Annotated in this window: 20 protein-coding genes; 8 read left to right on the forward strand and 12 right to left on the reverse strand. The window is 50.9% G+C overall.

From position 1 onward, the window contains the following. Positions 1-1365 precede the first annotated feature (1365 nt). Positions 1366-1698 carry a DMT family transporter gene (locus tag ACH50O_RS13150; protein ID WP_446808243.1) on the forward strand — a complete coding sequence of 111 codons (333 nt, stop codon included), beginning with the start codon at positions 1366-1368 and terminating at the stop codon, positions 1696-1698. 167 nt (positions 1699-1865) lie between these two features. On the opposite strand, the gene ACH50O_RS13155 is transcribed toward ACH50O_RS13150, so the two are convergent. The 4 genes from ACH50O_RS13155 to ACH50O_RS13170 all read right to left on the reverse strand — a co-directional run bounded on the left by ACH50O_RS13155 (position 1866) and on the right by ACH50O_RS13170 (position 6534). Beyond that, the gene (locus tag ACH50O_RS13155) at positions 1866-2030 is read right to left on the reverse strand and encodes a hypothetical protein (protein ID WP_446808244.1); all 165 of its coding nucleotides are present in this window, start codon (positions 2028-2030) and stop codon (positions 1866-1868) included. A gap of 281 nt (positions 2031-2311) precedes the next feature. Next, the gene (locus ACH50O_RS13160; RefSeq protein ID WP_446808245.1) at positions 2312-4051 is read right to left on the reverse strand and encodes a putative bifunctional diguanylate cyclase/phosphodiesterase; all 1740 of its coding nucleotides are present in this window, start codon (positions 4049-4051) and stop codon (positions 2312-2314) included. A gap of 321 nt (positions 4052-4372) precedes the next feature. Beyond that, a complete protein-coding gene (eutC, locus tag ACH50O_RS13165) occupies positions 4373-5149 on the reverse strand; it encodes an ethanolamine ammonia-lyase subunit EutC (protein WP_446808246.1) in 777 nt (258 codons plus the stop codon). Between the two features lie 2 nt (positions 5150-5151). Continuing rightward, positions 5152-6534, reverse strand: coding sequence for an ethanolamine ammonia-lyase subunit EutB (locus ACH50O_RS13170; protein ID WP_446808247.1), 1383 nt, complete (start codon positions 6532-6534; stop codon positions 5152-5154). Positions 6535-6801: 267 nt separating this feature from the next. Between ACH50O_RS13170 and ACH50O_RS13175 the strand changes: the two genes are divergently transcribed. Further along, positions 6802-8256: a flavin monoamine oxidase family protein gene (locus ACH50O_RS13175; protein WP_446808248.1), complete on the forward strand. Its 1455-nt coding sequence runs from the start codon at positions 6802-6804 to the stop codon at positions 8254-8256. Positions 8257-8306: 50 nt separating this feature from the next. Here the strand turns inward: ACH50O_RS13175 and ACH50O_RS13180 are convergent, their stop codons facing one another. The 4 genes from ACH50O_RS13180 to lnt all read right to left on the reverse strand — a co-directional run bounded on the left by ACH50O_RS13180 (position 8307) and on the right by lnt (position 13523). Next, positions 8307-8915 (reverse strand): hypothetical protein, encoded by a 609-nt coding sequence (locus ACH50O_RS13180; RefSeq protein WP_446808249.1) that lies wholly within the window; start codon positions 8913-8915, stop codon positions 8307-8309. A gap of 24 nt (positions 8916-8939) precedes the next feature. Continuing rightward, complete coding sequence (locus ACH50O_RS13185; RefSeq protein WP_446808250.1) at positions 8940-10235, reverse strand: metallophosphoesterase family protein; 1296 nt, start codon at positions 10233-10235, stop codon at positions 8940-8942. 215 nt (positions 10236-10450) lie between these two features. Further along, positions 10451-11959: an alkaline phosphatase gene (locus ACH50O_RS13190; RefSeq protein WP_446808251.1), complete on the reverse strand. Its 1509-nt coding sequence runs from the start codon at positions 11957-11959 to the stop codon at positions 10451-10453. 25 nt (positions 11960-11984) lie between these two features. Next, complete coding sequence (gene lnt / locus ACH50O_RS13195; protein WP_446808252.1) at positions 11985-13523, reverse strand: apolipoprotein N-acyltransferase; 1539 nt, start codon at positions 13521-13523, stop codon at positions 11985-11987. Between the two features lie 165 nt (positions 13524-13688). Between lnt and ACH50O_RS13200 the strand changes: the two genes are divergently transcribed. After that, positions 13689-15161, forward strand: coding sequence for a hypothetical protein (locus tag ACH50O_RS13200; RefSeq protein ID WP_446808253.1), 1473 nt, complete (start codon positions 13689-13691; stop codon positions 15159-15161). Here ACH50O_RS13200 and ACH50O_RS13205 read toward each other — a convergent pair. The 4 genes from ACH50O_RS13205 to ACH50O_RS13220 form a co-directional block, all read right to left on the reverse strand. Continuing rightward, positions 15139-16038, reverse strand: a complete 900-nt coding sequence (locus tag ACH50O_RS13205; protein ID WP_446808254.1) for a 5'-nucleotidase — start codon at positions 16036-16038, stop codon at positions 15139-15141. The two genes, ACH50O_RS13200 and ACH50O_RS13205, sit on opposite strands and share 23 nt — an antisense overlap. Positions 16039-16040: 2 nt before the next feature. Beyond that, positions 16041-17756, reverse strand: coding sequence for an SPOR domain-containing protein (locus ACH50O_RS13210; protein WP_446808255.1), 1716 nt, complete (start codon positions 17754-17756; stop codon positions 16041-16043). 63 nt (positions 17757-17819) lie between these two features. Further along, a complete protein-coding gene (locus tag ACH50O_RS13215) occupies positions 17820-18551 on the reverse strand; it encodes a methyltransferase domain-containing protein (RefSeq protein ID WP_446808256.1) in 732 nt (243 codons plus the stop codon). Continuing rightward, complete coding sequence (locus tag ACH50O_RS13220) at positions 18548-18853, reverse strand: DUF1244 domain-containing protein (RefSeq protein ID WP_446808257.1); 306 nt, start codon at positions 18851-18853, stop codon at positions 18548-18550. The genes ACH50O_RS13215 and ACH50O_RS13220 overlap by 4 nt, the downstream gene beginning before the upstream one ends. A gap of 113 nt (positions 18854-18966) precedes the next feature. Here ACH50O_RS13220 and ACH50O_RS13225 point away from each other — a divergent pair, with 113 nt between their 5' ends. Genes ACH50O_RS13225 through ACH50O_RS13245 form a run of 5 tightly spaced genes read left to right on the forward strand, consistent with a single transcriptional unit; the run spans position 18967 to position 21426 of the window. Beyond that, a complete protein-coding gene (locus tag ACH50O_RS13225; RefSeq protein WP_446808258.1) occupies positions 18967-19296 on the forward strand; it encodes a hypothetical protein in 330 nt (109 codons plus the stop codon). A gap of 30 nt (positions 19297-19326) precedes the next feature. Then, positions 19327-19869 (forward strand): septation protein A, encoded by a 543-nt coding sequence (locus tag ACH50O_RS13230; RefSeq protein WP_446808259.1) that lies wholly within the window; start codon positions 19327-19329, stop codon positions 19867-19869. Continuing rightward, the gene (locus ACH50O_RS13235; protein WP_446808260.1) at positions 19869-20171 is read left to right on the forward strand and encodes a YciI family protein; all 303 of its coding nucleotides are present in this window, start codon (positions 19869-19871) and stop codon (positions 20169-20171) included. Before ACH50O_RS13230 ends, ACH50O_RS13235 begins: the two co-directional genes overlap by 1 nt. After that, entirely contained in the window at positions 20168-20431 is a 264-nt protein-coding gene (locus ACH50O_RS13240) for a BolA family protein (RefSeq protein WP_446808261.1), read from the forward strand. The genes ACH50O_RS13235 and ACH50O_RS13240 overlap by 4 nt, the downstream gene beginning before the upstream one ends. Before the next feature lie 14 nt (positions 20432-20445). After that, positions 20446-21426 carry a peptidylprolyl isomerase gene (locus ACH50O_RS13245; RefSeq protein ID WP_446808262.1) on the forward strand — a complete coding sequence of 327 codons (981 nt, stop codon included), beginning with the start codon at positions 20446-20448 and terminating at the stop codon, positions 21424-21426. The last annotated feature ends 77 nt before the right edge of the window (positions 21427-21503 follow it).

Consider the following 21503-nt stretch of genomic DNA (forward strand, 5'->3'; position numbering starts at 1 on the left):
GGCTTTTGCCCACACCCGGCCCCGCTAAAATCGAGGGTCAGCCGTTGATCGGTAGGCCTAACATTAGAATCGGAGCCACGATGGCTCAGCATGACACTAAGCACTATTGGAATCCACATTCCCTTAAATTTTTTATGCGACAAATTGTCACAGTTTTTTGTGGACAGCCCGGCTAATATCCAATAGAATTAGCCCACTTTCAGCAAAGCGGCACCGAATCGAAAGGCTCGTAGTCGTTAAATGAGGGGGGAGATAGGCGACCGGTAAACCCGGCACAAAAACAATAATAAACGCAAGACATTAACCTACTGTTTAACGGTAGGCGTCCAAATAAATACATAAAAAATAAGACCGGACGAAGCCCACTAAATGTGGGCTTTTTTATGTCAGGTGCAAAATGCTTTCACAGCATGTCCCAGGACATCGACCAATGTTACCCGCGCCAGCTTGCAAAATTTAAGGCTCGCAACTCTCGCATACCAAAACTTCAGACAGCGCGTCATACTAAATAAGCCATCATTGGCGCAAAGCACAAAAAAGCCGGATAAATCCGGCTAGAGTGCTTAAAAATACCGGCGCCAATAATCAGCCCTGGTTTAATCAATGCGTTATTATTGGCTCATACCCCCAAAGCTTCTTGAGTCTTCGCACGTACCGAGAATAAGCCAAGTCGTGAACTGAAGTTAACCGTTCAATTTTTAGTGTGGGCTTCATGGAATCAGGCATCCTGCGCAGCCTTTCAGCCTCGATACGATGATCAAGTGTTTTTCTCAAGCTCCATGCCTGCTGGACTAACAATTTGTCAGGTAATGTCATTGCGAGCCTCCGATTTTTTGGAGTTCCTCCGAACACAAAACTCAATCCCTAGCGCGGAACTATAACGCCCCTGTTAATTCGGCAGCAACAGGAAACTGGTAAAAATGCTCTATAAATTCACGCAGAAATCGTCTAAAGCCTGGGCACAAAAAAAGCCGATAATCCGAAAAGGCTTACCGGCCGTTTAGTGTGTATCTACTGCTCACTGCCTGAATGTGATTGAGTCTAGTCGCATATACAGAACATCCAAAAATTTCCACGCAAAAATATAACCAGGGTCACAAAATTAAGCAACATTCCCCAAAATCAGCGGCCTACACAGTTCGAATTGTCAAACATTCATCCTAGCTGGAAATATTGAGAAAATCGATATTTCGGCGAAAAAAGCCAAACCTTCCACGGCAGTGGATTTTTCGTTTCGCTCTTCTTATCCGGAAAAGCTATTAACAAGTTCGTTAATACTCGCAATGAAGAAATATCGCTGAGCTGTTTTTTTCCGATTCAAGCATTTACACTGTTTTAAATGAAATTCTTAACCGGGAGTAGAGTGTGAAATATTGGATGTTTTTAGGGATTGCCATTATTGGTGAAGTGATTGCAACTTCCACGCTTAAAGCAAGTGAAGGATTCTCAAAACTTATTCCATCAATTATTGTTACGGTGGGATATTTGACCTCATTTTATTTCCTTTCGCTGGCCCTAAAATCTATCCCTGTTGGAGTGGCATATGCGGTATGGGCGGGGATAGGCGTAGTCCTTGTTACTATCATTTCTTGGGCGACCTATGATCAAAAACTTGACTTCGCAGCCATTATTGGCATGGTTCTAATCATCTCCGGCGTCATTGTTATGAATCTATTTTCCAAGGTTATTTCGCACTAACATTTGACACATATCCCCGCCTCCACCATATCAAGCGGTATTCGGGTCACAGAGATCGCCCCAACAGTAGCGAGAAATAATTATTCTTGCACGTCGAAAATACTCCACGAGGATTCGGCAAAACACACTGGCCTACCGTCACTTCCGGTCTAAAACCGTAGGTTCTGCTATTCTTCCTCCATGGACTGTTTTTCGGCGGCAAGTTCGACGATGCGACTGCTGAGATATTCGTCGCTCAAGACAATATCAACCATCGCATCCACTACCAAGCGCAACTTTAAAGCGTTGAGCCTTGAAAACGTGGTCAGTGTTTTACTGGTTTCTTTATTCAACGAAACCTTTTTCCTATCATCTTTTGTTTTTTCCGAAGACATGGCAAGCCCCCATAACAGAAAAATATTACGTGAAAATATCAGATAAAAAATTGGTCGAACAAGCTTGGTCTTTGCAAGAAAGCATCAGGCGATTAATTGTGCAAAACTGCAATCGTTGCACTCAAAATGGCGGCTGCACGCCTTCGATATTAAAAGACCGGCTTAATCGCATATTTGAAACAGCGCATTCCCGATATAGACGCCGGCTCCAAAAACTCTGGTCTTAATGCCGGCAACACTTACCGGACAGCACTGACAAACCGCCGGTGCCAATCGCTAAAATCATTCGCCGACAGCGGTTTGGCAAAATGATAACCTTGTACCTCATGGCAGTGATGACTGGTGACGCATGCCAGTTCTTCGCCGTTTTCCACGCCTTCGGCAACAGTTTCCAGCCCCAGACTTTCTCCCAGGGCAATAATCGCACGCACAATCGCTTCGTTGGCCGGCGTTTTTTTGATATGCCGTATAAAAGACTGATCGATCTTGATTCGATCCAATGGGAATTTACGAAGATAACTCAGGCTTGAATAGCCTGTACCGAAATCATCGATCGCCAATTTAACGCCCAAGGTCCGCAAATCCATTAGAGTTTGGACGGCGTGTTCCGCTTGAGTCATCACCACGCTTTCCGTTAATTCCAATTCGAGATATTGCGGGTCTATGCCACTCTCCTCAAGCAAACGCTTAATTAAGCCGCAAAACTCTCGTTGTTTGAATTGGACCCCTGAGATGTTAACCGCCATGCGCAATGCCGGCAGACCCTGTTCAATCCAGACTAAATGCTGGCGGCAAGCTTCATTAATTACCCACTCGCCGATGGATACGATCAAACCCGTTTCTTCGGCAATCGGAATAAAAGTCGTTGGCGGCACAGCACCGAGTTGTGGATGTTGCCAGCGCAATAACGCTTCCACGCCCACGACTCGATGCTCCGGCAACTGAATCTGCGGTTGATACGATAGCGAGAGCTCACCATTATTCAGCGCCATACGTAGCTGGGTTTCCAGACTCATGCGCTCGACTTTGCCATGATCCATTGTCGGCGTATAAACCAAAAACGCGTTACGCCCACGCTCTTTGACTTCGTACATCGCCGCATCGGCTTTACGAATCAAGCCATCCGTGGTTTGATCGTGTTTAGGAAAAAAAGCCATTCCCAAACTGGCGGTTATCTGTATTTCACGCTCGAATATCGGCATGGGTTCCAGAAGTTTGTCGACAATACCGGCAAGCACGGTGGTAGCATCTTCTTCGCTTTCGATATTCTGCAAAATAAGCACAAACTCGTCGCCACCCAGCCTGGCCACCGTATCGCTTTGCCGAATGGTGGCCAATAAGCGTTCGGCAACGTTCACCAATAAACGGTCGCCAAAACTGTGGCCCATCGTATCGTTGATATATTTGAAGCGATCGAGATCAACGAAAACCAAGCCCAGCATTTTATGATTCCGCTGCGCATTGCGGCAGCCTTGTTCCAATCGATCGTTAAATAACAGGCGATTCGGCAAACCGGTTAACTGATCGTAATGGGCAAGCACGTAGAGATCGCGCTGTCGGCGATGAGTGATTTCCTCTAACAGGGCATGGCCGGTTGCCATCCCGACATAGACTCCTTTTTCCAGGATGATGAAACCATTGACCATGTGCCGCATGCCGGCATCGATAATGATCTGGGCCACGTCATCGATGCTTGAGTTAATGTCGACGATAATCGGACTGGCATCCATAATCTCAATGACGCGTTTGTTGTGTAACAAATCGCGGGAAAACGGCCTGAGAAAAATGTCGCTGATCTGCCCCCTATCCACGATGCCAACCGGCGTCTGCTGTTGATCGACAACCGCCACGGCGAGCAATTCCTTTTCATGGATAAAACGATCCAGCACGTCGACACAGCGCTCTTGCGCGATAACGGGCGCCACATACTGCAGTAGCCGTCTGACTGAAGGCGTCTCGGCATCGGACAATCCTTTCATCGGCTGAATCCGGGAACCGGCAATTTGCACATTTGCTTCGAACATCTTGCCTGGCAAAATCATCGTTATAAGGAATCAATGCGATTAATGGGATACGGCAAAATCTAAGGAAAGCAGTTGCGCAGCCTGCTTAAGATATATGCTTTACGTTACAGCAATATGAATTGTTGTAACGGATTCACGCGCTGAAAAGCCGGCAAGTGCTTGCAATACCGGCCCCGCCGATGATTTTGTAGAAAATCGCTGCTAGGCGCGCTGATTCCGCTTATTGATGTCGCGCCACGTACTCACACTAAAAACGGCAAACCCGGGCATACGCGCTTATTTCAGAACGTCCAAAGCTGGTTCGCCAAGCCCAGTTAGCCATGATTCCGGCATATCGTCCTTGAGCGCCACGCCTGATAAACCGCGCAGCAAAGCCTGATCGGTCAAATAGGCCGCCTTAGCTGCGGCCGCGCTATAAGATAGGCCTGCCGGCGGGCGAATGTTGGAGATGCAGTTGCGTTCGGCGTCGGTATTGCCCGGCTTGGGCGCATAGGTTAAATACATCCCCAAGCTGTCGGCGGCACTGAGACCCGGCCGTTCGCCAACGATGATCACCGCCAGCCGCGCATTCAGCAATGCTCCAATTTCATCCGCCAAAGCCACCCGGCCGTTAGCAACCAGACAAATCGGCCCTATCCGCAATCCGCGCTCGGCATATCCGGCAACCACCGTTTGCAGCAAGGCCAATCCATGCCCGTCCACAGCGGTGGAAGACAAGCCGTTGCTGACAATCAAGGCCACGTCTATGGCCTGGCTTACCCGCGCCTCAAGTAATTCGCGGCTGGGTTGCGACAGACAGCGGCCAAGGTCAGGACGCTGCAGATACTGCTCGCGACTGATAACCGGCGTTGCCAAGATCAATGTTTCCGGCGCCAGCTTTTCCACGTCCTTGGCAAAACCATCCACATCCCAAGCTTGATGCACCGCATCGCGAGCGCTGGCATGCGCCAGTTGGAAATCCAGTAGCGCGGCAGTCGGCAGGCTACAACCAGCCCTGCCCTGCGCAATTCTGGCTTGGGTAAATTGGCGTAATGCAAACCAAGGATCGTTCATCGTTAAGCCCTCGGCAAACCATAAAAGTTACTCAGCAGCGGCGTAGTATTACGAGCAGCCGCCAAGCGGTTTTGACCGTCGAATATGCCCATCAGCTCCAGCCAAGCTTCGAACTCCGGCGCCGGCCGCAAGCCCAAAACTTGCCTTAGATACAACGCATCGTGAAACGAGGTACTTTGATAAGCCAGCATCACATCGTCGGCACCGGGTATGCCCATGATAAAGTTGCAGCCTGCCACACCCAGCAGCGTCAACAGCGTATCCATATCGTTCTGATCGGCCTCGGCATGATTGGTGTAACAAATATCGCATCCCATCGGCACACCTAGCAGCTTGCCGCAAAAATGATCCTCCAAACCGGCGCGGATGATTTGCTTGCCGTCGTATAAATATTCCGGGCCGATAAAACCTACGACGGTATTGACCAGCAGTGGGTCGAATTCTCTAGCTACCGCATACGCCCGCGCCTCGCAGGTTTGCGCATCGATGCCGTGATGGGCGTTGGCGGACAAAGCACTGCCCTGCCCGGTTTCGAAATACATCAATTGTTTGCCGACACTGCCACGCCCCAAACTTTCGGCCATGGCCTTGGCTTCGTGCAGCATGGTCAAATCGATACCGAAACTGCGATTGGCCGCTTCGGTGCCGGCGATGGATTGAAACACCAAATCCACCGGCGCACCGCGCCGCATTAGTTCCATGCTAGTAGTGACATGGGCCAACACGCACGACTGGGTAGGAATTTGGTGATGGGCGATGATGTCATCCAACAGACTTAACAAGGTGTGGACATTGTGCAGATTATCGGTAGCCGGGTTGATGCCGATCACCGCATCGCCGCTGCCGTAGACCAAACCGTCCAAAATGCTGGCGGCGATCCCGCGCGGATCATCGGTGGGATGATTGGGTTGCAAGCGGGTGGACAAGCGACCCGGCAAACCAATGGTATTACGAAAGCGCGTAATAACTCGGCAACGCCGCGCCACTGCTATCAAATCCTGGTTGCGCATGATCTTGCTGACCGCCGCCACCATTTCCGGTATCAGACCCGCCGAAACTGCCGCCAAATCGCTATCCTCAGTTAACAGCCAGTCGCGAAATTCGCCCACGCTCAAACTCGCAATCGGCGCAAATGCTTGTTCATCATGCCGCTCCAGAATCAGGCGCGAGACCTCGTCCTGTTCCGGCGCGATCAAAGGCTCTTCTATAAACTGCCGCAAGGGTATGTCGGCCAACACTTGCTGAGCGACTGCGCGTTCGACTTCCGAATCGGCTGCCAAACCGGCTAACTCATCGGCTGCCCGGCGCGGTGTAGCCTTGGCCAGCAAGGTACGCAAATCACGAAAATTAAAGCTTTTACCTTGTACGGTTACGGCGTAATTCATAAGCCCGGCGGGTTGTGATGAGATAAAGCCCGAGAATACGATAGGTTTGTGACCATTATGTGACGTGACACGCTTCCGTCTCCATTCGGTCATTTGCCTGCAATATTTAAGCAATACTCTGGCAATGATTTAGCCCAGTCAGGCGGAACGAATTCAGTCCGGCCACTACCGCTAATTCGACAATTAGACAATTAGACACAGAGCCGGCGTTTTTTAACTCCATAGCGCAAGGCCTTGCAACTTGCAAATATCCTCAAGGCGACGCAGATGACCAATTTCTACCGCGAACTTTCCTATCGTTTCTTAATTTTCATTATCCTGACATTGTCGCTGAGCCTGCGTTCCGCTGGTCTACGAGCGGAACCGCTTAGCGCCGATGTACTGATAGTCGGCGCCGGCCTGTCGGGTTTAAGCGCTGCCTATCATTTGAAGAAAGCAGGTAAAACCGCCGTAATTCTGGAAATGAGTCCGCATATCGGCGGCCGAATCCGCACCGCTTCTTATCCGGACAGCACCCACGCCGAAGTAGGTCTGGAAGAATTCTGGGAAAACAACCCGGCTGTCGAGATTTTTCGGGAACTAAATATCCCAATGGAAACCGCTTACAGCAGCTTTTCCAGTTTTTATTACCAAGGCAAACTCTATCCTTTTACCCAAGACAGCAATCAAGCGTTTCTGGCGTCGGTTTTCGACGCTAACGAACTTAAAGTCTTTAGAAAATGGGACGCCGACATGGCCAAGCTCTATCGGCAACTGGATAAGCGTCCGTTGCCGAATGACTTACTGGCTCTAACGGACATTTCCTTCGCCGACTGGATCAAAAACACTAGCGGCCTTTCGCCTAAAGCCCAAGAAATGGTACGTATCGAAACCGAACCGGAGTACGCCGCCTCCTGGCAGAAAATCAGCGCATTGGACGGCATAGCCGAGTGGCATTATTTTTCCGGCAACGGCTTGGCGCCGCGCCATGTGATCGACGGCAATCAGCGCGCCGTAAAGGCTTTAGCCGATTTTATCGGCAACGACCGCATCCTGTTGAACCAACTGGTCACCCATATCAAAGCCGGCGACAGCGGCGTCGAAGTCATTGCCACCGACCAAGGCAGCTTTCAGCAACAGGTTTTCCGCGCCAAATATGTGATTACCGCGATCCCATTGTTCCGGCTCAGCGACATTCAATTTACACCGCCATTGAGCCCGGAGAGAAAACAAGCGATTCAAACCCAGTCCGCCGGTGCTTATTTTACCGCCCATGTCAGGGTCGATAAGGTTGCCAGCCGCTTTTGGAGCCTAGACGGCGCGAGTGTACTGCCGATTATGACCGATAGTGTGCTGGGGGTTATTTATGAAGGAGCGTCGGTACCGAATTCCGACCCCGGCAATGACGCATTGTTAAATTTACTGGTCAGCGGTGCCGATGCGGAGCGCTTTAATTCGCGGATGAGCGATCCGGATCAGATCCAAGAAACCCTATTGACCACGTTTGACAAACTATGGCCCGGCTTTCGGCAATCGGTTAAGCAAATGAGTTTCTACCGCTATCACCCGCGCGCCATCGCTTCCTGGCCGGTCGGCCGGTCGCGTTTCGATAGCCTGTCCGAGTCCTTAAGAAAGCCGCAAGGCCGGATCTATTTCGCCGGGGATTTTACCGAGGATACGCATTCCAATGGCGCCAGCCTGTCGGCGCTTAGGGTAGTGAAAGACATTTTGGCACAACAATAATCACTCAGCGCAATAGCCAAAACCTTTGCGCTGAGTATGTCTCGAGATGCTTAGTTTGTTTGACGCTTAGACCATCGGCCTAAAGCAAACAGGCCGGACATAAACAACCAAACAGATGCGGGCACCGGCACAGAACTAATACGTACAGCAAAGTTATAAGCATTACCGTGCGCGGACAAATAACCGTCATTGCTTATCGGATCATTCCATGCGGTAGACAACGGATTGGAAACGTAAACCGGCAGCAATCCCTGCAAGGTATCGGCCGCACGCACTTCAAAGGCCAGCCAGTAACTGCCGGCGTTCAACGCCAGATTCAGATCATGCAGCCCGTTCCAACCATCGGCGCCCAAGCTTGCCTGCCGAGAAAACAGCGGCGCGTCGGTATCGGGCAGCCCTGCCGCACTATCGCCGTAAAGTGCAATGGTATAGGTTGCATTCTCCGGGTTGCCGCTATCGGCATTGATAAAACCCTCCAAACCGGCAATCCGCCAATCTTGACTGGTGCTGAATTTGGCTGCCAACCATTGTCCGCTGGACAGCGTCAAGGGAAAACCTGCGGAATTTGGCGCACCGGTATCGACGATCACACCGGCTTGCACCTGATAACTCATTGCCAGTAAGGCGAGCCAGCGCAATGTCATGACTAACTTTTTCATATGCATCTCCTGGTTAATCTAAATTTACGGCAACGTAGGCAATTGAATGGTTTCCAACTTAACGACGGGATTCGCCATCGTGTCGTCGAAACCGTAGGTATCCATCACCACCTTACCGCTTTGGTAAATTTTGACGGTAGCCCAAGAGTACATCCGATCGCTTGGTTTTAAGCCCAAGGTATTGGGTGCCGCTTCGAACGGCGAACCGCCGGCACCTACCAATACTTGATAAGCCGACTTACCGGAAGTCAGATCAAGATAACTCTTTACGTTGTAGATATGCTCATGACCGCAAAAATAAGTAGCATTGTGTTTGGCGATCACGTGCCAGAACGCATCGGCATCGGCGACATTTTTGTTTTTGAGCGACGATGTGGAGCTGGGCGCGGACGTGGGGAAATCGTAAAACGTGTAACTTTTATGCCCGAAGACAAAAATACGTTTGGCGCCGTGGTTTTCAGCAGCGGTCAAATCCGCTTCCAGCCAATTGTAAGGAGCGCGGCCGTCTCTGCCGACGGCATCGGTATTGATCACCACAAAATGCGAGGTACCGATATCGAATGAGTAGCTGAGTTGCTTCTGGTCGGTGGTAATACTGTCGGCAACGCCGGGAACGTTATTCACATCCCAATTTTGCGGAGCCACACCCAGCAAATTAGTCAATCGGCTGGCATCGAGAATAAGATCGCCCATGTTGTCGCGCCAGGCATTTTCGTTTTCGATTTGCGCCGCTTTGCTACAACGTTTGCACTGAGTTTCGTGATTACCGGGAACAGGCACGACATAGGTACCGGTTTCCATCATATTCGCTACCATACCGCGCCAAAAGCTGTACTGTTGATAAAACTGCATCAAATCCGAAGTAACAATGTCGCTAACGCTCGGATTGGCGATTGCCGCTTCTCCAACGCCGTTTGAGGTTCTGGCTACCGGCACGCCAGCTTTGCCGTAGCCCATGGTCATATCGCCATTAAAAAACAGTAAATTGGCTTTTTGCGATTGGATCGCGCGCATGATGCGCGACCAAGCTTTGGTATTTTGCAGCCATTTGCAATCCTGACCGGATAAGCCCGGATTGGGTGTCAAACCGTTTCCGGAAGGAATCGGGCAATTGCCGTTGCCCACTTGATCAGGCTGGGCAACACTCGGATCGATGTTTTGCGGATCTTGTCTTGAGTCGCCGACGGTCGAAAAGGTCAACACGACCGGATCGGCGGCCGTGACCGCATAGGAAGGTGCCGCCTGGATAGCCGCAACCATGGAAAAAGAAACGGCAAGAATATTTTGTCGTTTTAACGCATTTGTTATTGAATCGAACATTTACTTAGCCTTAAAAAATACTTTAGAGCCGGCAAGCATAATTTGACTATGTTTCAACTTCATTAAGGCTTAAGTGCGGCGGCAGGATTCGCCTTCGAATTGAAAAATGTGGCTGCGCCGAATGGCTTGATTGACGTTCGTTCAGCTACCGGCTGAGTTTACGGACTGGTGCGGGATCGTTGGATGAAGCCGCGAAGGCTAGCACGGCGTCATCGCTAGCGACCGGCTTTAAACCTCAAAGCATGCGCCATTACCTGATAAATGTAGCTTTGCTCTTGTACCCCATGAAATAAGTGAGATTGGGGGCCGAAAGCAAAGATCGGAACATCTTCCGCGCCATGGGTTTCGCTGCCGAGCGGCACCGCGGCTTCTTGCAGAAAATCGGGATGCGCGGTATCGACGGGGCTCAGACCGGGACGGCCGTTTCCGCCGCGATAACCGGGGCCATTGGCGTATCCCAAAGTCGCGTAAGGCAAGCCGTTGCTGTCCTTGGCAAAACCGGCTTCGCCGGGCTGTTTCACCAGACCCATGATCGGATTGCCGCGTTGCGGGTAACCGGCGATGGTGAAGGTATGACTGTGATCGGCGGTAACTACGATCAAAGTGTCTTTAGGATTGGTTTTCTCCAGCGCTTTGCGCACCGCATCGGATAATGCCACCGTTTCGGTTAAAGCCCGGTAAGCGTTACCAGCGTGATGGGCATGGTCGATCCGGCCGGATTCCACCATCAACACATAGCCTTTTTTGTTTTTCGACAGCATGTCGATGGCTTTTTCGGTCATCTCGGTTAGAGAAGGCTCGCCCGCCTTGTCGCCAAGTCGGTCGTGTTCGTATTCCATATGCGAACGCTCGAACAATCCCAATAAATGTTCGGTTTGCTGGGGATCTACGGCATCGAAACCGGCTTTGTTAAATACATACGCCGATTTCGGATACTGCGTCAGCCAACGCTGGGTCAAATCCAAACCGTCCTTGCGGCCGCCGAATTTATCGCTATCTTCCTGATCGGGAGTGCTATTGGGCAAGAACATACTGCGGCCACCACCCAAAGCCACTTCCAGGCCGTTGCCGTAACCGAAGTCCAGCAATTGTCTGGCAATATCTTTAACACCGGCGCCAGCCGGAATTTGCGCATCGGACTCCCAATCGCGTTCAGAGGTATGCGCGTAACAAGCAGCCGGCGTCGCGTGGGTGAGCCGCGCCGTGGATACCACACCGGTTGAAAGACCATGTTCTTCGGCTTGTTCCAGTAAGGTTTTCACCTTGTAGGTATTTACCACTTCCGCATTTTTTTCCTGGCGCGCCACCTGCATGCCGACCGACAATTCACCGTCGTTGGTTTTTACGCCGGTAATGATGGCCGACATGGTCGGCGCGGAATCCGGAGTTTGTTGATTGGCGCTGTAGGTTTTCGCAAGCGCGACATAAGGAGCTATTTCGAAACTCAGCGAATTTTCCTCGCCGCCGCGGTTATTTGGTCTGCTTTGTCCTTCCAGAATGCGCGCAGCGGTAATGGTCGAAACCCCCATCCCGTCACCGACAAACAGAATCACATTTTTAGCAAACCCATTATTCGCCTTAAGCCGCGCCGCGGCTTTGATGCTGTTTTGCCCGGACTCCAACCAGAACGCTGGCGTTTCGATAACTTGTTCTGCTGCCGATAACGTGGATGCGACGCTTAACACCGCGGCCAGTAGGATTTTTTTTGATGGTTTACCGCGCATAAGATATTCCGTTAAATTGATACCCTCAAGCACCGCCGTTTCCGTCGGATAACACGGCCTGGTTAGCCGGATTTACGGCTGACCAATAACTGCAGCCATAAGTAAAAAGCAGTAACATCGCCAATAATGCAAACAAGCCTTTATCGCCCAACCAGACATAAGGCGTCACACCGCTCATCGGCACGATCCTGTCCGTTAACGTCGTCGTCGTAAACAAGGGCGCTTGCTTAAGCAGTGTACCGTCAGGTCCAACAAAACCGGTCACGCCGGTATTGGTGGCGCGAACCAGATAACGGCCGGTCTCCAACGCGCGCATTTGCGCCATCTGCATGTGCTGGTGTGGCTGGGAAGAATCACCGAACCAGGCATCATTGGTCAGATTCACGATGTAGCCGGCATCCGCGATCTGCCTGGCAACCAACTCACCGAAAACATCTTCATAGCAAATAGTGGTGACGAAGGCATGGCCGCCGGCCGTCAATAAGGCTTGCCGGTCGCCGCCGACGGCGAAATCGCCCAGCGGAATTTGCAGCTTATCCAAAATCCATCCTGATAAAGGTTGCAGCGGCAAATATTCGCCAAACGGCAGCAAATGGTTTTTGTGGTACAGCGCTGGCTTTTCGCCCAAGGTCATTACGCTATTGTAGTAATCCTTGCCCTGGCCTTCACTGGGCAAACCGACCACCAGTTCCGCGCCATGTTCATGCGCAGCCTGTTGAAGCGGGTCGATATAAGCCGCCTGAACCTGCGATAAAAATGCCGGAATCGCTGTCTCCGGCCAGATGATCACGTCGGAATCCCAATGTTGCTCGGTGAGCGTTCGATAAAGCCTAAGCGTGTTGAGTTGCTGACTATTCTGCCATTTATTATCCTGCCCGATATTGCCTTGCACGAGCGTGATCGTAATCGGCGCGCCGGCGGCGCGAGTCCATGATACCGATTGCAGATACCAGCCGCCGCTCCAAATCGCCAACAAAACCGGCAAACAAGCCATGACATGGACTTTATCTCGCAATATCTCCACGACGGCAAAGGCCGATAACGCCAACAAAAATCCCACGCCGTAGACGCCGATCAACGGCGCGAAGCCGGCCAATGGCGTTGAGATTTGGCTATAGGCGATTTGCAACCAGGGAAAACCGTTCAACAGCCAATAACCGCGAAAATACTCCACCGCAACCCAAGCGACGGCGGCCGCGATAATTCTTAACCAAAGCCCGGACCAAACCGACGTTTTCGCAATCAGCCAACCGGTTAAGGCGGGGAACAAAGCCCAAACCCCTACCAATAAGGCCGTCAGTGCGACAGCACTATAGGGGTCGCCGCCGCCGAAATCGTGAATACTGATATATGTCCACCAAATACCGCTACCGAACAAGCCCAGACCAAACAAATAACCGGTCAATGCTGCTCTTTTCGGCGTTTGCTGACACCAAACCCAGTAAACGAATATCAGCGCGGCAATTGCGGCATAGGCATAATCGTAAGGCGCAAAAGCCGAAGTCAGCAACGCGCCGAATAACGGCGCCGCAATTTCCCATTTAAAGCTCAATATTCGGTTCATTAATTTGGTGTATTGGATCGATTACCCCGGCATTTTATGCAGCCGCCGGTCTTTCGTAAAATTGGCGACTGCCTTTAACCGTCAATCTGAACTAAACTGAGGGCATGTTTTCCACACAACTTAATTCGCAAGTACATGACCGATAACGCATCGCTGCCTTTTGAGATGTCACCAGAATCCCTCGGCGGATGGATTAAATCCTTAAGCGCCCTACCGGTAGCCAATGCCGCCAATCAGTTGAATCACACCCTTAAACAACTGAACCGCTGCGATGCCGCGGAGGCAAACCTCTTACCGCTATTAATCAACTTGACGCCGCTGACCTTGCATTTAGCCAATGGTTTAAGCAATGCCGCGCGTTCCGAAAGCGATAAGGCCAACAGCAAAGCATTGAAAGTAGCCAAACTGGGCATCCAGTTACTCAGACATTTGGGCTTGGCTTTTTGCCATCTGGTCGAGGCCAAGCAGCTCGACGCCGGGCAAAACCAGCAAGCGATATTTTATGCCTTGCAGCTGATCGGATATTGTCTGCGCAGCAGCGCGCTGTTTTACGAAATGCCCTCGACCACCTTATGGAAAAAGAGCGGCATGCTTTATTCGATAGCCGGCGAGCAACAACTGCTGAAAAAGCCTATGTCGTCGAAACATCAGGAATTTAAGCAACACCCGACGATTGAAGCTGTTGTCAAACGCAATTTATTGTTTGCAATCGGCTCGCCCAATCGCTATCCGACAACGGAAATAGACCAGATATTTCAACTCGCCAATCGGTATCGGGACAGACTGGAAATCAGCAGCAAAGCCAAGCAAGGCTTTGGTTTTATTTGGAATCTCGGCAGCGAACCCGGCCCGCTACCGCGTCCCAACTGCACCCTGCCTCTCGGCTCGGTGTATATCGGCTGTCAGAGTCTCGGTCACGCCTTGCAACTCGGTGAAATCGAGACCGAGCTGAACCCAAATATGCAAACCAAACTGGCATCGCATTTGACCGGATACGGCAATATTTTTGCATCGGTGGCCATCGGACCGCCGATGCCGGCACACTTACTGGAAGGCTTCGTTGCCGTCAGCGCGCATCTGCAAGGCGAAGAAAAATTATCGAAAATCATGAACCTTAGTTCACAGTTATCGCGCAACCGCTCCCTCGCCCGCGATATGTCGCTGGTACCGCTGGAACATGAAAAAAATTTTTATAAACCGCTGAATTCTTCGATCATCAGTTTCCCAGAACACGGTACCAGTCTGAGCCTACTACGCAATGTCAGTAAGCAATTCTTGGTGGCGGAAAGCCCGTCGCCCAATTGTTCAACCGGCGACATCGGCTTGCTTTGCCGGGAGCAGCAACCCGCTAGACTCGTAATAGTCCGTCAACAAACCTTGTACGAGGATGTCACGCTAATTTTGCTGGAACCGATTATCGGCAGCGTGGCTATCCACGATATTGAAAATGCCGGCGACAACAGCCAAAAAGCGATAGTCATCGGGATGGAAACCGTTAAACCCGAGATCCTGTTAGCCAACGGCAGGTACACTGTAGGTACTAAAATCAACCTGCTTTACGGTAAGACTGTTTACTTAACGGCCTGCGTGGAAAGCAACCCCTGGTTCGCCCGCTTTAGGATCGGCTTTGATTCGTAACACCATGCGGCACGTGTGCGGCGGCAACTTGGTGTAATTCGGCCGAATCGCAATGCCCTTTCTGGTCGTCAAAGAAAATATCGGCTCCGAACGCTTTTAAAAACGCCCCCTTGGGCATACCGCCCAAAAACAAGGCCTCGTCTATCCTGATTCCCCAGGCTCGCAAGGTGCGCACGACCCGCTCGTGAGCCGGTGCGGCGCGCGCGGTAACTAGCGCGGTGCGGATAGGTGACAGCTCTTGATCGAAATGAGTCTGAATGCGGTGCAACGCACTTAAAAACTCTTTTAATGGGCCGTCCGACAAGGGTTTGTGGGCTTCGTTGCGCTCGTTGGCCGCAAAAGCCGCCAGCCCGTGTTGTTGGTAAATCCGTTCGGATTCGTCGGAAAACAGCACCGCATCGCCATCGAAAGCAATCCGCAATTGTGGGGACGGGTTAGCTACCGCGCCGGATACAATGGTAGCGGCGGCATAGCCGGCAGCCAAGGCTTTTCTGACGTCTTCGCCGTTGGCCGATAAAAACAAATGGGCGCCGAATGCCGGAATGTATTCGTAAGGAGAGACACCACTGGTAAACGCCGCCCGGCTAATCGCCAGTTCGTAATGGTTGATAGAGTTAAAGATACGTAAACCGGTATCCGCACTATTTTGCGAAAGTAAAATAATTTCCACCAGCGGCGCGGCGGGAAAGGCTTTGTTGATATCCAAAAACTTCTTGACCAAGGAAAACCCGAAGCCCGGCGGCAGAATTTCGTTTTCATGCTCAATCTGATAGCGGCAAAAAGCTTCCTTGCCCTGCGTTTCGAAAATCGCATGCGACTCGTCCAAGTCGAACAAGGCCCTGGAAGATACCGCAACCACTAGTTTCTGATTATCCATGGTTAATCTTTATTGCGGGTAACCCAAACCGAATCGAGATTAAGGGTCTTTTTGATTTTGGCCGCATAAGCCGCCGCTTCGTACTGGGTTTTAAAACCGTCCACAAACAGACGATACCAATTTTCACCCTTGGACTCGGTCTTGACCACCTTGGCCGGCACACCCTTGCCCGCGAACTCTTGGGCTTTACTCTTGGCATACCAATCTTGTTTAAACGCAATTAAATTGACCGCCCAATTTTCCTCGACCGGTTCCGGCTTTTTCTTCTCCGGCTTCGGCGCCGGCGCGGCAGCAAGCGCCCGACCTTTTTCCAGCGCGCTTACCTTGTTTTGCAAAGTTTCGATTGCCGCGCCGATTTGCATGATTTGGCTAGCGTTTTCGGCTGATGGCTTGGCCTGATCGCCGCCTGTTTTCGCGGTGCCAGCATTGGCTTGACCTGCCTTACTCAATTCCGCTATCTGCGTGGCCATTACACCATTACTCACCGTCAATTCGTCCAACTGTTTGCGCAACATTTCCTTATCCGCGGCATCGCTGGCCGGCGCCACATTCACTTGTTCCTGCAGTTTACCGATGATCGCGACCAATTCACCAACTTGCGATTTGGCAATCATGCCTTGTATTCCTAATCCGGTACCAATCAACAAAGCGACTACCGCAATACCGTTGGCAACATAAGCGGCTACCGGCTTTTTAGCGGCCACGGCATCAACTGCCCGCTTGGTCTTTTTCTGTTCGGTCTGCACACTTTCCAGATTATCCAAGCAAGCGAGCAATTCCCCCTTGCCGGCCATTTCGGTCAAATCGTGCCTGATCTGTTGTTGATGTTTTTTAATATCAACGATATTTCGGTTTAATGCGGCAATTTCGGCACTATGGTCGATGACTTGCACCGGAGGCACGGGAGCTTGCACCGAGTGCACTGCTTCGACGGCGGGAGGCGGTTCCGGCGCGCTCTGCTGAACCACAATTAATTCTTCGTCGGCACCTTGATCGTCTATCATCGCCGCCAAATCGGCTTCAGCGGCCAAACTCGGCTCTGTTTCCCGTTCCCTTTGAAACACTTCGGCGGCAACCGGTTGTTGCGCCGCCTCGGTAATTTCGGCGCTTTGACCTACATCCGGTTTTACAAACTCATCATCGGCGGAAATATCGAAATCGGCGATCAAAAAATCGGCTTTGTCGGCAACCAGTTCCGCATCGTCGGAGAATTCGTCGATTTCGGTCATGTTTTCCAACTCGTCATCCACCGCAACGGCAACCGGCTCGTCCTCGGCGAAATCCTCGATCTTGCCGACCCGTTCCAGCTCGGCAACTTCATCGAATACCTCGGCCGCCAATTCCACCGCATCTTGCTGACTATTCGCATCGACGATATCGGCGAATTCATCATCGATAAGTTGTTGGTCGCGTCCGGGATTTATGCCGATGTCAGCATCAAAATCGTCGCCAAATTCATCCAGGTCATGCGCCAGGTTGGACTTAGCGTCAGGCTCATCGTCGCCCAACAAACTATCGATATCGGCAAATTCGTCAACATCATCATTGACGTCGCGTTCGAAGGTTTCATCGCCAACCAATAAACGGTCGATGGCCTCGTCATCGTCTATGCTGCCGACCTGCTGACTGTCGGTGTCGCCAATATTAAGCATGGCATCCAAGTCGTCGGCGAACGCATCCAAGGTTTTTTTGTTTTTACTACCAGTCGATTCAGCCATGTTTTTTCTCGTTTAAGCCAGACATTGACCGGCAATGTCTTCAGCAGCAAACACCGCCAAGCTTCATTTGACGGCGGTGACCAACGCATTAACCTCCATGCGTTGCTGTAATTTGATTTCCCGGAAACCTGCGTCGGTCATCTGCGCCAACGCAACTGATTCGCGCATAACGTGATTTTCCGACTCGTCGTTAAACAAATGCACTATCCAATGCTCAAGCAAATCCAGCCGGTTAACTTCTTTCAACGCCTTAAAGTATCCACCGACCTCGCGCTGGATACTGCGGGTATGCGCGGAAATATCGTCCAATGCGTATCGGTCACCGTTGACGAATTTGCCGCCAGGCTTTAACACCCGATATATTTCGGCCAGTACCTGGCGACGGTAATCGATATGGAAATTATGCAAAGTATATGCCGACGCCAAAATATCGACGCTCTCGCTCGCCAGCGCTTGCAACGCACTCAACGCATCCTCGCCGGAAAAACTCAATCTGCCGGCGGCAACCCACGCCTGCAAACTCTGTTTTGCCTGACTTTGCATAGTAGGCTCGTTATCGACGCTTAATATATTTAAGTCGTGTGCGGCGGATAGGATCGCCAACGTGGTAATACCGGTACCACCGCCAAGTTCAACCGCGGTCTGCGGACCGTTTTGCGTAAGACAGTAAGCGCCGACGTTCTCGCCGACCAATCGACTCATTTCCGTCGCAAACGGGCATATCAGTTTCAGCATTTGATATTCCTGGCCGATCACGCCGGAAAACATCGCATCGAAGGGGGTATCGGCCGTCATGACTGCGCTTTCAGTTTTTGTTTAGCGTCGTATGCGGCCAACTGTTCGGGAGTGGCTTCGCGTTGATATTTATCTTTCCATTCGCCGTACGGCATGCCGTAGACTATTTCCCGGGCTTGCTCGTAGCTGATGTCGAGACCGCGTTCGGTTGCCGCAGACGTATACCATTTTGCCAAACAATTCCGGCAAAAATCGGCAAGCACCATCAGTTCGATATTTTGCACTTCGGTATGCTGTTGCAAATGCGCTAGCAATTGTCTGAAAGCAGCGGCTTCCAGCTCGATGTTATTGATCTGAACCATGAAATCCTCCTTTAAAAGCGGCATTTTAGCAGTAAAGCCGCTAGGCTCATGTACAATTGCAAACAAAGATTCTACAATGATGGGATTGATACTTGGGCTTGTAATCGCGCTTTGTGAACACTATACACAGTTCATCCCTGGCTTTTTATCCAGTTGGCTATAGCCAGCCGAAAGCTGCACGGCTGGACAATAATGCGGAACAGCAGAAAAAACCCAATAGCGACGATACGGGGATACCCCGGCAGAATCCTGATTTACCTAAAACTTCGTCAACCGCTCAAATCAGGGCAGCTTTGGCAGACAACGGATTGACAGTGAGCAATAACAACCAACCAAGCAATTCGCGTACTTTGAAAGCATTGAACGCCTACACCGAAAACCGCAACCAACCCGCGCAACTCCGGGTTACGGAAATCATTTCCGGTATCGATCTTTACGCTTAACCATCCCGCCCAACTTTGTAACCACCCACAATGAAGCCGCTTTTAGAGTTTTTTCCTATCGTTTTATTTTTTGTCGCCTATAAGCTATACGACATTTATATTGCTACCGCGGTAGTGATCGCCGCCACTATTGTGCAAGTCACCACCTACTGGCTAATGTATCGCAAAGTGGAAACCATGCAGTGGATTACGCTGGGCTTAATTCTGGTGATGGGAGGGGCAACGCTGTATTTGCAGGATGAGCAATTTATTAAATGGAAGCTGACAATCATCGAGTGGCTATTCGGCGGCGCATTTTTGGTCAGTCAATTTGTCGGCAACAAAACTTTTATAGAACGCATGATGGGCGCAAACCTGGAACTGCCCAATCGCATCTGGAAACGACTGAACTTGAGTTGGTCTATGTTTTTTATCGGGGTTGGCTGCTTAAATTTATATATCATGGCGAACTACAGCACCGACGATTGGGTCAGCTTTAAAACTTTCGGCGTTCCAGGCTTGATGCTAATTTTTATTGCCGTACAAATGGTGTTTTTGTATAAGTTTGTCCCGGCCCCAGAGGCTAAAGAATAATGTTGTATGCGATCATTGCCGAAGACGTAGCGGATAGCCTGAGCAAACGTCTGGCCGCCCGTCCGCAACATTTACAACGATTGAACATATTGCAGGAACAAGGCCGTCTAATATTAGCTGGCCCACATCCAGCGATTGATAGCGCCAACCCAGGCGACGCCGGATTTAGCGGCAGCCTTATCGTTGCCGAATTTGCCACCTTGCAAGACGCCCAAGACTGGGCCAATGCCGATCCCTATATCTCCGCGGGCGTATACGCCCGCGTTACCGTTAAACCATTCAAACAAGTATTTCCCCAATGACAGCCGACCATATCAGACAGAAGCTGGAAGAAGCTTTTAAGCCAGAATTAATCGAAATCATCGATCATAGCGCCGCGCACGCCGGTCACGCCGGCAACCAGGGCGGCGGTCATTACCATGTCACTCTCGTATCCGTTCAATTCGAAGGTAAATCCCTGGTACAAAGGCATCAGCTGGTTTACCAAGCCTTGGGCGACATGATGAAGAATGAAATCCACGCCCTCGGCATTAACGCTTTAACCCCCTCTGAAAACAGCTAAAGGAAATTCTTAAGATGAAACTGAAACTTATCCCTCTAATACTGGCAAGTAGCGTACTGCTACCAGGCTGCTTCGAAGAAAAAGCCAAGGATACTGGGACTGCCGCAGCACCGACAGTCAGCAAGGAAGATGCTGTAGCATCGGTTAACGGCACCTACATCAGCAAAAAAACCCTGGAAACGCTGGAAAAAGAAATCACCGAACGCAGCCAAGGCCAAACTTTCCCAAAAGAACAGTTATTGGAAGAGCTGATTCAACGCGAATTGTTGATTCAACAAGCCGTGCAAAAACAGCTGGATAAATCTCCCGAAGTAATCGAACGGATGGCCACCGTTAGAAACTCCCTATTGTCACAAGCCGCCCTGCAAGATTATCTGAAAGCCAACCCTGTAACCGACGAAGAGATCAAAGCGGAATACGATTCCAAAATGGCGAATATGGGCAGCGAATACAAAGCCCGTCATATCTTGGTAAAAACCGAAGACGAAGCGAAAAAGCTGATTGCTGAGCTGGAAAAAGGCGCCGACTTTACCGCATTGGCCAAGAAACACTCCATCGACCCAATGGGCTCGGAAGGTGGTGATTTAGGCTGGTTTACCGCCGACCGCATGGTTCCACCGTTCTCTGAGGCAGTTGTTGCATTGGAAAACGGCAAATTCAGCAAACAACCGGTGCAAACCCAGTTCGGCTGGCATGTCATTTTGCGCGAAGAGTCCAGAGCACTCACCCCACCTCCGTTCGACGCGGTAAAAGAGCAGATTCGTCCAATGCTGCAGCGCCAGAAAGCTCAAGCCATGATCGAAAATCTGCGTAAAAATGCCAAAGTTGAAGTCTTGTTGCCACCCACACCGCCAAAACAAGAAGAAACTCAACCAGCGGCGGCTCCTGTAGAACAGACAGCTCCCGCAGCTGAACCCGCTAACGTAGAACCGTCCGGCGCGACCGCCCCGACCGCTGAAGCAAAACCAGCCGAACCAGCCACTACCGCAAAGTAATACACCTCCACAAAACAGGGCGATCATGTCGCCCTGTTTTATATGCTTTACACCATCAATTCATCACTAGCTCAGAG

This window comes from Methylomonas sp. 2BW1-5-20 (assembly GCF_052474515.1).